This window comes from Pseudoalteromonas rubra (genome assembly GCF_001482385.1).
GTDB lineage: Bacteria > Pseudomonadota > Gammaproteobacteria > Enterobacterales > Alteromonadaceae > Pseudoalteromonas > Pseudoalteromonas ardens.
In genome coordinates, this window is sequence record NZ_CP013611.1 from 1,051,225 (window position 1) to 1,063,064 (window position 11,840).

An 11,840-nucleotide genomic window follows, 5' to 3' on the forward strand; every position below is an offset into this window, starting at 1 on the left:
CGGATTCAAGGTGATAATAGATCTCAATGACAACGCTGTCATTTTATCTTTTTCATCATTGCTTTGTCCAGTGTATTTGCATGACAAATTTGCGAAGAAGCCTTTAAACACGCTGATGTACGGCATTTGTTCACCGCAAAACAAGTACTTAAACCGAGTTAAGAGAGTGAAAATTTGTCACTACCCTTTCTTTTAAATTCATATATGCATCAAGGCTTGTTAAATGAAATACCCCACTGATGGCTTTTACTGCTAAATATGGCTTTATGATATGAACTCTGACAGGATGAAAAAGGTAAACAGTACACCTCACTATCCGATGAGCTTTCTGCAATGTACCTTTAATTACAACAAAAAGCCCGGTCGAGTTACTCGCCGGGCTTTCTGACACAAATAAAAACTGCGTTGATTTATTTACTCAGGTCAAGCATCAGCTTGTTCAGGCGAGCAACAAACCCAGCTGGGTCTTTCAGGCTGCCACGTTCTGCAAGCAGTGCCTGATCCAGCAGTACCTCTGACCATTGTGCAAACTTATCTTCGTCCTGCTCAACGTTAAGGTGTTTAACCAACTGATGCTCAGGGTTGAGCTCAAAGATTGGCTTAGACTCAGGGGCAGACTGACCAATCGATTCCATCAGCTTTTGCATCTGTGAGCTCATGTCATGGTCATCAACAACCACACAAGCCGGAGAATCTGTCAGACGGTGCGTAAAGCGTACTTCTTTTACTTTATCGCCCAGCGCTTCTTTGATGCGCTCAACCAGGCCTTCTACCTGCTTTTCGCTCTCTTCCTGCGCCTTTTTACTTTCTTCGTCTTCCATATCACCCAGGTCTAAATCACCACGCGTAATTGACTGGAATTGTTTCTCAGCAAACTCTGTCAGGTGGCTCATCATCCACTCATCTACGCGATCTGAGAGCAATAGTACCTCAATGCCCTTCTTACGGAAGATTTCAAGGTGTGGTGAGCTCTTCGCAGCTTCAAAGCTATCTGCCACCACGTAGTAAATTTTGTCCTGACCTTCTGTCATACGCTCGATATACTGCTCCAGTGACACAGTTTGTGCACTCTCGTCAGTATGAGTCGAACTGAAACGCAGTAGCTTAGCAATCGCTTCTTTATTAGCAGCATCTTCAGCCGGGCCTTCTTTGATAACCTGGCCGAATTCATTCCAGAAAGTCTGGTAGTCTTCTGCCTTGTTCTTACCCATACGGTCAAGCATCTTAAGGATACGTGACGTACAACCCTTACGGATAGCCTGAGTAACTTTGTTATCTTGCAGGATTTCACGTGATACGTTCAGTGGTAGATCGTTGGAATCCAACAAACCTTTAACAAAACGCAGATAGCTTGGCATAAACTGTTCAGCATCATCCATAATGAATACACGTTGTACATACAACTTCAGGCCTGTCTGACGATCACGGTTCCACATGTCGAAAGGTGCCTTTTTAGGAATGTACAGCAAACTGGTGTACTCCGTTTTACCTTCCACTTTGTTGTGTGCCCAGGTCAGCGGCTCTTCCCAGTCATGACCAACATGCTTGTAAAACTCTTTATATTCTTCTTCGCTGATCTCTGACTTATCACGCGTCCACAAAGCCGTAGCACGATTAATCCCTTCCCACTCGCCAGGCTGGGCTTCAATTTTTTCACCGTCCGGACCTTCAGATTCTGGTACAGGGGCTTTGAACATTTCCACTGGGATAGAGATGTGATCAGAGTACTTAGTCACGATTGAACGCAAGCGGAAGTCATCTGCGAACTCCAGCTCTTCTTCACGCAGGTGAAGAATGATCTCTGTACCGCGCTCTGCTTTTTCAATATCAGCCAGGGTGTATTCACCCTCTCCTTTTGACTGCCATTCAACAGCCTGCGCCTCACCCGCTTTACGTGTGCGTACAGTCACTTCGTCAGCAACGATAAACGCTGAGTAGAAACCCACACCAAATTGGCCAATCAGCTGAGAGTCTTTTGCCTCATCACCTGTCAGATTTTTAAAGAATTCAGCAGTACCAGACTTTGCAATGGTACCCAAAGAGCTGATCACTTCGTCACGAGTCATACCAATACCATTGTCAGAAATGGTCACTGTCTTCGCGTCTTTGTCAGCACTGATACGTACACGCAGGTCGGCATCACCTTCATACAGGTTACCGTTTTGCAGCGCTAAGAAACGCAGCTTGTCAGCAGCATCCGACGCATTGGATACCAGCTCACGTAAAAAGATCTCTTTGTTTGAGTACAAGCTGTGGATCATCAGCTGAAGCAATTGCTTAGTGTTGGCACTAAATGAATGATTTTCTTTAGTATTTTCGGTAGTCATTTGGTACACCCTAACTTATTTGGTACACAATAATAGTACATAGTTAATCACTTAACTTGCGTTATGCTGAGGTATATTGTGCTGGGGAGATTTTTTTCAAGAGTGAGTAGGGAAAAAAAATTACGGATTGCATATATTCAGAGCAGGGAGAAAGCCCTTTCGGGCGTTCATTATATCGCTTTTCTGCCGCTAAACGCATGCATCAGAGTCATACCATCAACCAATTCAAGCTCCCCCCCTACTGGCATACCGTGTGCGATTCGCGAGGCAGTCACATTATGTTGATGGCACATCTCACCGATAAAGTGGGCTGTGGCCTCCCCTTCGACCGTCGGGTTGGTTGCCAGGATCACTTCATTGATGTTGCCATTACTAAGCGTTTTTTCCAGCACATCCATGCCAATTTCATTTGGACCAATTCCATCCAGCGGAGACAAATGACCCATCAAGACAAAATACAATCCCTGGTACTGGCCTGTTTGTTCGATTGCCAGCACATCGCTCGGAGATTCAACCACACACAACAACCCGGTATCCTGACGTTTAATATTGCTGCAGATATCGCATACCGGGGTTTCTGAAAACGTCCGGCAAGATTCACAGTGACCAATTTTATCCATTGCCTGTAACAGGCTCTGGCCTAACTGCGTGCCACCATTACGGTCTCTTTCAAGCAGGTGAAAGGCGATCCTTTGTGCCGATTTAGGTCCAATTCCGGGTAAACAGCGCAGCGCTTCAACCAAAGCTGAAAGTGAGGGAGATAATTGCATAATAGAGCGTTCTTAATTTGCTGACAGCGTTGCACGATAGCATGCAGACATCTGATGGCCTAACACCAACACGACGGCTATCTATGACACTGTTCGTATTCGTTCAATGGTTGCCATCTTACTATGTCTAATGCAGTAGCGACAAGCCAAAGATAAGTCACACGCCAGGTATCACAGCACGTTAGGTAAAAAGAAAAAGGCGGGCAATCGGAGAAGATTGGATCTCATGGGTAAGAGTGAATACCCGCCTGAAGGACGCAAATCGTGTCTTTAATTTGTACCGATTAACTCTTTGCCACCAGTTCTTTACTTACCTGATCGATACCAACTTCGCTGATCCGTGAGGTAATTTCTTTTTGCTTCGCGCTGAGCAATGAGATGCTCTCAGCAACCAGGTCATACACCTGCCACTCTCCAGCTTTGTTCTTACGAAACTTGAATACAATGTCGATAGTTGGGGCATTCGGTTCAACAATTTCTGACTTCACAGAGGCAAACTTACTGTCGGCGCTTACAACTGGTTCAATAAAGTTGACCTGCTGACCTTTATAGCTCATTAGCGCATTTGCATAGGTGTTTGCCAAATATTGCTCGACGGCATCGATGAAGGTCACCGCCTGTTCGCGCTTAATCTCACGGACATGTTTACCCAACAACTTAAAAGACACATATTTAATGTCTATATGTGGCATCAGTTGCTCACGTACCAACTTTTTCAGCTCAGCCTTCTTGTGCACTTCTTCCAGGGTATTGAGCTTGCTAATATCCACAAATAATTGGTCACCAACCGATTTTATCAAACCGTAAGGGTTACTTTGTGTATCCGTGGCAGCAATGCTTTGTAAGCTGCTAAACGCCAGCAGTGCCACCAGCATAAGTTGCATTAGTTTTTTCATGATCCGCTCCGTTATATGTTAATGACGCCAGTTTAGCGCTAACTTTGCAGATGAAAAACACACGAATCAGCACCATATTAGTGCCACTTTGGCATCAATAAGATTTCCTTTAAAAATCAGATACCTAGTTATTTAGTGCCAAAACAGCATCAATAAGTTTCTATTTGGTACCTTTTTAATGGCAGCTAACACCCAGACAATGGGGATATTCAATTCTACTGAGTTAGATATCATTATGATCAGAGCAATCGTATTCCTGCTGTCACTGCTTATTGTTGTTACTGTACCTGCACACGCGAAGCAACATGGCTATGCCATCCATTACATTCATGGTGAAGGTAGTGTCGATGGGATTAAATTAGCGTACCAATATCATCCTGAACTGGACTTACCGCCAGCCTGGCGCCACTTTGATGTTCACTTCGAAAGCAGTATCAACTTCTGGCGTTATGGGGAAGATAACCATCACGACGGTAACTTTGTCCTGGCCGTTTCTCCCATGATCCGCTACCCATTTACCACCTTTAACGGGCATCCGGTAGCCATAGAGTTTGGCATTGGCGTCGCCTTACTGGATGATACTCAGTTTGCCGGTAAGGACGTCAGTACCCATTACCAGTTTGAAGACAGAGTAGGACTGGTGTATCAGATGGGCGATGCCAATGTTGCGATCCGCTATATGCATTACTCCAATGCCGGCTTTAAAAGCCCCAACCCCGGATTGGATTTCCTGTCACTGTCCTATTCAGCGTATTTTTAAGCAATTTATGCCCGGTCAGTCGCAGTACTCAATGGCCTTAGGTCAAATAGCGAATATGACGTGGTCCAATCATCTGACCGCGTCCAGTCAAAGTCGCAATTACTTTGTTTTGTAAAACAGGGTTAGTTCTCACTAACCCTGTGAAGCCTCCAGGTTACCTCTTACAGAGTCAGCCAACCTTGACAAACAGGCAGTTTATTCTAACCTCCAAAGATTAGAGTAAGTTAGTCACTGACCATGTCATATCAGCGTTTTGATAGAGTAACACGTCATTGGCACACTACAATGAGTAGGGCAAGGGACAACTTATGACCAGGAAATTACCCAGCCAAACGCCAACGGCGCTCTTGCTATCCTCCGCTTTAATCATCAGTTCACATAGTGCAGCACAAGATGATGAACTTGATACATTGATGGAGCTAAGTCTAGAAGACTTACTCGATGTCACCGTGTCATCCGCTTCCGGCATTGAAGAAACACTACGTGACGCCCCCGCTGCTATAGTGATCATCACCGCTGCAGACATCAGGCAACGCGGCTATACCAGCATTGATGAAGTGATCCTGGATCTTCCCGGGTTTGATAGCACAGTCACCAATGGTAATGGTGGCGTTATCACCTATCAGCGCGGCTATCGTACGCCGCTCACCCAGCGCACACTCATGCTGGTCAATGGCATAGTCGATAATCACTTGTGGTATCACGAAGCCACCTTGTCAAAAAATTACCCATTGTCGAATATAGCGCGGATAGAAGTGCTGTATGGCCCGGTAGGTGCGGTATATGGCCCCAATGCATTTTTGGGGATCATCAATCTGGTCACATCCGATGCTCGAGATACGCATCAGGATAATGATTTTTTTAAAGTGCATATTCAGTCCGGCAGCTATAACACACAGAGCGTTGATATTGCAGCAGGCGGCAACCATAACAACCTGACCTATAATCTGTCTGCTAAATACTACTCAAGTGACGAAGCCGATATCTCTGATCTGGCGCCCTGGGGTTTTGTCAGTAACGAACTATTGAGCAACCGCGATATCTGGGGGCCAGTCATCTATGACACTGCCCTGTCCGCCAATTGCGAGGCGGATGGCTGTCCCCACAGCTCTAAATACAATGAGTTTGGTGCCTATCATGACCCACAACGGGAATGGGGTATTCTTGCCGATGTTGTGTTCAAAAACCTGACATTGGGGATCATAGAATGGGAGATGCGCCATGGCTGGGGTCCACAATACCCGCATGATAGAGCGCAGCCTGCGGCCCAGTGGTATCGTAACTCTGAACAATATTACCTGCGACACGCTGGCACAATTAAAAATAACTTACGGGTAAATACCCTGCTGCTGAGCAGAAAAAGTGGCAATGGCGGTTACTGGGTCGAGTCCTTCCCCGGCTCTACCGCTTTGACTGGTGCAGATGTGGTATCAACACTGACCATTTCACACTGGCGAACAAGTAATAAGAGCTGGCTGTTTAAGCAAGACTACGAGTTTGATTACTCTGAGCAGTTAAAGCTCAGCGGCGGTATTAAATTTGAGGATAAAGAACTCACCAAAGCTTACGACGCCTGCGGCTATTTTCCCGAAACCTTTTGTTCATCAGATACGCCTGAGACCGCCGGTGACGGGGTTGCGAGCAATAGGGACAGCACCATCAACATTCAACCAGATACGCTCAGTCGGATGCCAGACGAAAACCTCGCCAGCCTGACCGACAGAGGCGCATACATTCAGGCCATCTGGAATATCAATGACTGGCGGGTCAATGCAGGTGTAAGATACGACAAAAATAGTCTGTACGGGAGTACCACTAATCCCAGAGCTTCCGCAATTTATTTTCTCTCTGATAAATCAACCATTAAGATGCTTTACGGCACGGCTTTTCAGGAACCAGCCCCGATACAACTATGGGGAGGCTGGAGCGGCCGCTCTGCCAACCCAGATCTGAAGCCAGAAAAAGCAGAGAACTATGAGTTCATCTATATGTATCAGCAGGACAACTGGCTGCATGACCTATCCTTATTTACCGCCAGATACGACGACGTTGTGAAAGAAGAAGCGGAAAACGCCGGAAAGCGCAGCACCTATGGACTGGAGTATCGCGGTAAATTTGAGTTTAACAACGTTATCCCTGGCGCTGCCAATATCTCCGGTAACCTGTATTACGCCCATACTAAAACTAAAAGCAGTGTCAGCTACGACCACACACTGGATCTGTGGGTCGGTCAGGGTATAGAAAATTGTCAGGACATCGCCCAGAGCCATACGCTATCCTACGATCCCTGCCAGGATATGAATGCAGAGCTTGGAGATATCGCGCCGCACAAAATCAGTGCCGAACTCAATGTACCAGTCAATGAGGCACTTAATGTCAACGTCAGAGCCAACTGGGTTTCAGACAAACCGCTGTACATGAGAAATACACTGCGCGCGAAAAACAGAGAAAATAGTGCCTACTTAACGGTCGATGCCAACATCATTTACCGATACGAATCAATTGAAGTCGCGTTTAAAGTAAAGAACCTCTTTGATGAAGTCTATTACCACTCCGGCGCAGAAGCCGCCGCAAGTGGCGATGATTTTAAACAACGCTCACAGGGCTGGGCTAACTCCCTGATCCCTCAGGAAAAACGCAGCTTTATGCTATCGGTGAGAATGCGGTTTTAGTCTACCCCTGACCTCAAAAGGCCACCTAACCTAAGATTTACAATACACCACTAAAGTCTGTGCCGCTCATAACCATTAACGATCCTGCACCATGAAATCTTTGGCCATATCGTGTAAAGGCAGTGCAGGCTTGCTGTGATTCTGATTTCACAGGGCGTTGTTTCCTAAATCATTGAACTAATTTAGCCTTATGTGATCAGATCTCGAAAGCAAACACAGAGGCTGAACTTTGAAAGAAAAGCGTATCACCAACTGGCGCGAATACAACAAAGCCCTTATCGCCAGAGGCAACATCCAACTTTGGTTTTCCGAGGATGCGATTGAACAGTGGAACAACACGCAACATCACGGCGGTAAAGGCCGGGCTAATCATTTCTCAGAGCTGGCGATTGAGACCTGCCTGACTTTACGGGCTGTATTTCGCTTGTCTCTTCGAGCTGCACAGGGTTTTGTTTCCTCATTAATATCAATGATGAAGCTTGATTTGGATACGCCAACTTATAGCTGTTTGTGCAAGCGTAGTGCAGAGCTGGCAGTTCGCTATAGGCCACACTCCAGTGCATCCGGAGGCATTGATATTGTGGTTGATAGCACTGGTTTGAAGGTGTACGGAAATGGTGAGTGGCACGCAAGAAAACATGGTGCAAACAAGCGCCGAACATGGCGAAAGCTACACCTGGCAGTTGATCCAGATACACACCAAATCGTAGGCGCTGAGTTGTCCACAGTGTCTGTAGCTGATTCAGAAGTTTTGGGTGACCTACTCAGACCATTGCGCAGGAAGATCAGCTCAGTTAAAGCAGATGGTGCTTATGATACCAGAGGCTGTTATGCCGAAGTAGCAGCTAAAAAGGCCGAAGCAGTGATCCCACCAAGGAGTAACGCACAGTTGTGGGAGGATGGACATGCTCGCAACAGCGCGGTCATTTTAACAAAGCATATAGGCAGCAGTGAGTGGAAAAAATGTGTGAACTACCATCAACGTTCACTGGCGGAAACGGCAATGTACCGATACAAACAGCTAATGGGTGACAAGCTGGTCAGTCGTGGATTCAATCAGCAACACACTGAAGCGATGATCAAAGTGAAAGTACTCAATAGAATGACTAGGCTAGGTATGCCTGAATATCAGGGAAGCAGTTGAAATCTCGGTGTTACCTAAGTTATCTGGATTTGATCAACAAGGCCATTTCACAGGCACAAAGCGAAGGTAAGGCTGCTGGCCCGCTTCATAAATAACAAGGCAACCATTTTTATCGTTTTTATTCCCTCTGACAAAGGGGTGACGTGTTGTGCAGGCATTAGGTGAGTTTTATGAACTGCTTTGATACAGTTTCTAGCCCAATATTGGGGTTAGCTCAGGTGCCAATGTAGCATTGCTCCTGTGACATAAAAACGTAGGCTGAACAATTTCATGTCACAAGTGCAAAACGGGTGCTTCATTACTAAGCTTATTTCATCCTGATTAATCTGGGCTCTAATGTTGCACACCATCGGTTACCTCTTGATTTCTTACGCTTGTGTACTGGCAAATGGCATCTTTGCCCAGGATGAGTCACTTTCTGTTTATACTGAACACTTTGCCCCTTACACCATTGCTGAACCCGATCACAGACTGTCAGGTAGTGCTGTTTCTATTGTTAATCAGGCACTTGCTTTGGCCGGCCTCGAAACTGATATCAAAGTGATTCCCTGGGCTCGTGCCTATGAGATAGCATTAAGCCAGCCAAATGTACTGCTCTTTTCTATGGCAAAAACCCAAGAACGTGCGGCACTATTTCACTGGCTCTATCGCATCACTACATTAAAGTACGATTTTTATTCATTGCACAACAAACAGGTAGAACTGGAAAATATCACGGATGCACTCAGTTATACGACGGTCGCAATTCGGGGAAGCTATGAGGAAAGCAAGTTGATCAGCTTAGGGTTTACTGAAGCTGATAATCTGGTACTGGTTGCTAATATGGAAAGAGCGTGGCAAATGCTCAATAAGGGTAGAGTACATACCATATTTGCATCACATGTGCCCGTGAAAGTCATCTCTCAAATTCCCACCCAATACATACGGCATCAGGCCATAAACGATCAACTGAGTCTATACGTTGTCGCAAGTTTATCCACGGAGCCAGTTTATATCAATGCGCTGACTCGAGCCTTTGAACAACTGGAAATGGAGTACACGGCTAACTCATTTCAGGGGCAATAAGAAATAACTTAGACAGTAACTAAATTTGAATAGTTGCCTATCACAACATACTTTACAAAGAGTTAATTATGGGAGTATTAAAAGACATATATGGACGCTCCAGCGATCTCGCTTGTTTTCATGTTTTTGCTTTTTTTAGCTTTTTCTGAAAACTGCCACCAACAACATAGGTAATACCGTGAAGTCATAACACCAACGCTAACGGCCAAAATGCTTTGTATGGCCCAAACCACAGTCCCAGAAACAATAAAATTGCACCAACATATGGCACAAATGAAGTGCTATCATTTCTAAAAATTGCTGACAAATAAGCATACCAATTACCAAGGCCTATAAAAGCACCCAGAATAATCAAACTTAGAAGGGGTAAGGAGTTCATTTAAATCTTCATTTTCAGACAAGACACATAACGCTCGCTTAGCCAACTCAAAATATCAGGCTAAATTAGCAACAACGAAACGCGAGCCTTCTTTTTCACCTGTGGGGCGCAGCGCTTTTGATGGCCACATCTCTGAAGCCACAGCCATTCCCGTATAAGGCCCAATAACTATACAGCTTACGTTGAATGCCTATACAGCTTTACTTTTTTTGGCACCTGTTATGTACCAATTACTCGGAAGTTTCAAACTCAAAGCCGCCAACTTTTTTAGCCACCAAATTGTAAACCCAGCAAAACAGGCGCTGCATAAAGTAAAACATAACCCCATAGAATAAGGGAGCAAAAGCGAAAAATAAAAATGAAAAGCTGGGGATTTGTTCTCCATTGTTGGTCTTCATTTCTGGAGTCATAAAGAAGAAAAATATGGATATAAAACTGAACGGTAACATTAAGATTACTAGCGTAATTGCAAACACTTTACTTGTCTGATGACCAGAGATATTTGTGATTTGAATTTTCATAGTAGCCAATTTCCCCTTTACATATGACGCCCACAGTTGAGGAGTGCACAGATACCTATATCTCGAACCAATTTGCTGGACACCAACAACATTGATTGCGCTAACTTACATCCTACACAATATCCTCAGAAAAATCTGTAATTCCGCCTAATTCAAGAGCTTTCGCTCTGCTTGTGGGCATTTGGAAATCTCGAATCAATAAAAATGTCGAGTCGATGACATCCATTCCAATATGAGGCTCAAAAATTAAAAAGCCGACAAATTGAACGTGCAGGTGACGTGCTATCCACAACACGCCTGCCACTAAATATTGGCCTTTTGTCGCTTTGTGTATTTAGATTAGGTTGCTCAGTATAGATGCCTTAGAATAGCCTCCTCAAACAAAGGAGGCTGGCATGACAATAATCAGATACTGTTGCGACGATATCTACATACTCGATCTAAATAGATGCGGTGAACTCAAAATCGCTGATAACATAGAAGACGCGATAAGTATTGGGCTAGCTTTCAACGAAAAACTAGAAATTGGACACTACAAGGAAAAGATTGAGAATACCTCACAGTTACTGAGCTATCTCGATAAAATAAAACGTAATGTTGCCAGCACTGGAAGAGTTCCTCTCATAGTGATCACGGGTCACGCCAACAAAGATCATCTCCAGCTGCCAAACCGTGAGCATATCCACTGGAAGGATGTTTTTGCTTTACTCTCCGAGATCAATGAACTCACTAAAAATAATCTGGTTGTTTTATCTAGTTCTTGTTGGTCCGCTTTTGCCCTCAAGCATTCAGTCAAACTCGGCTGCAGAGCGCCTTTATATAGCCTCATTGCACCTGAGGTTGCCATTGAAGCAGGGAGTGTGGCTGATGGTTTTGGTAATTTCATTCGTGAATTACTACGCTCGGAAGATTTGCAAAAAGCGATTCAGTCATTTGATGACACTGAGGCGGTTAATCCTAAGCACTACGCACTACATTTCTGCGGTATATTGTTTAGAAAGGCGATCTATCAAACCATTAAAGGAAAAATTAACACTGATTATGAGAACTTATATCAAGCAGCGATAAAGCAAGAGCCTGCTTTGGCAAACTTTTCGAAACAGACAATGATAGATGGCCTAATTGAATTCAATCAAGAGAGGTTTTATCCGGTGTATGACAGGCACTACCGACATTACATGATGCTTGATCTATTCTCTGAAAACGAAAAACGCGATGCTTTCGATATCAAGGCTTTCGAAGAAGACGTGAGGGCTGGAAAAATTGTCATGGAGTAAAACAATCATCATATAGCCATCAGTTGAAA

Annotated in this window: 10 protein-coding genes; 5 read left to right on the forward strand and 5 right to left on the reverse strand. The window is 44.7% G+C overall.

The window, feature by feature from the left end:
- Positions 1 to 410 precede the first annotated feature (410 nt).
- The 3 genes from htpG to AT705_RS04695 all read right to left on the reverse strand — a co-directional run bounded on the left by htpG (position 411) and on the right by AT705_RS04695 (position 3,981).
- Positions 411 to 2,327, reverse strand: coding sequence for a molecular chaperone HtpG (gene htpG, locus AT705_RS04685; protein ID WP_058795695.1), 1,917 nt, complete (start codon positions 2,325 to 2,327; stop codon positions 411 to 413).
- A gap of 170 nt (positions 2,328 to 2,497) precedes the next feature.
- On the reverse strand, positions 2,498 to 3,097 hold the full coding sequence (recR, locus tag AT705_RS04690) for a recombination mediator RecR (RefSeq protein WP_058795696.1): 600 nt from the start codon (positions 3,095 to 3,097) through the stop codon (positions 2,498 to 2,500).
- Positions 3,098 to 3,381: 284 nt separating this feature from the next.
- Positions 3,382 to 3,981 carry an MlaC/ttg2D family ABC transporter substrate-binding protein gene (locus tag AT705_RS04695; RefSeq protein ID WP_420492116.1) on the reverse strand — a complete coding sequence of 200 codons (600 nt, stop codon included), beginning with the start codon at positions 3,979 to 3,981 and terminating at the stop codon, positions 3,382 to 3,384.
- Between the two features lie 247 nt (positions 3,982 to 4,228).
- On the opposite strand from AT705_RS04695, the gene AT705_RS04700 reads away from it, so the two are divergent.
- The 4 genes from AT705_RS04700 to AT705_RS04715 all read left to right on the forward strand — a co-directional run bounded on the left by AT705_RS04700 (position 4,229) and on the right by AT705_RS04715 (position 9,634).
- Positions 4,229 to 4,753: an acyloxyacyl hydrolase gene (locus AT705_RS04700; RefSeq protein ID WP_058797905.1), complete on the forward strand. Its 525-nt coding sequence runs from the start codon at positions 4,229 to 4,231 to the stop codon at positions 4,751 to 4,753.
- 308 nt (positions 4,754 to 5,061) lie between these two features.
- Positions 5,062 to 7,425, forward strand: a complete 2,364-nt coding sequence (locus AT705_RS04705; RefSeq protein ID WP_058795698.1) for a TonB-dependent receptor plug domain-containing protein — start codon at positions 5,062 to 5,064, stop codon at positions 7,423 to 7,425.
- 229 nt (positions 7,426 to 7,654) lie between these two features.
- A complete protein-coding gene (locus AT705_RS04710) occupies positions 7,655 to 8,569 on the forward strand; it encodes an IS5 family transposase (RefSeq protein WP_058795072.1) in 915 nt (304 codons plus the stop codon).
- Positions 8,570 to 8,905: 336 nt separating this feature from the next.
- A complete protein-coding gene (locus AT705_RS04715; RefSeq protein WP_058795699.1) occupies positions 8,906 to 9,634 on the forward strand; it encodes a substrate-binding periplasmic protein in 729 nt (242 codons plus the stop codon).
- A 609-nt stretch (positions 9,635 to 10,243) separates the two neighbouring features.
- Here the strand turns inward: AT705_RS04715 and AT705_RS04720 are convergent.
- Both AT705_RS04720 and AT705_RS25160 read right to left on the reverse strand, forming a co-directional pair.
- Positions 10,244 to 10,534, reverse strand: coding sequence for a hypothetical protein (locus tag AT705_RS04720; RefSeq protein WP_058795700.1), 291 nt, complete (start codon positions 10,532 to 10,534; stop codon positions 10,244 to 10,246).
- A gap of 112 nt (positions 10,535 to 10,646) precedes the next feature.
- Complete coding sequence (locus AT705_RS25160) at positions 10,647 to 10,838, reverse strand: hypothetical protein (RefSeq protein WP_157576661.1); 192 nt, start codon at positions 10,836 to 10,838, stop codon at positions 10,647 to 10,649.
- Between the two features lie 91 nt (positions 10,839 to 10,929).
- On the opposite strand from AT705_RS25160, the gene AT705_RS04725 reads away from it, so the two are divergent.
- The gene (locus tag AT705_RS04725; RefSeq protein WP_058795701.1) at positions 10,930 to 11,811 is read left to right on the forward strand and encodes a hypothetical protein; all 882 of its coding nucleotides are present in this window, start codon (positions 10,930 to 10,932) and stop codon (positions 11,809 to 11,811) included.
- The last annotated feature ends 29 nt before the right edge of the window (positions 11,812 to 11,840 follow it).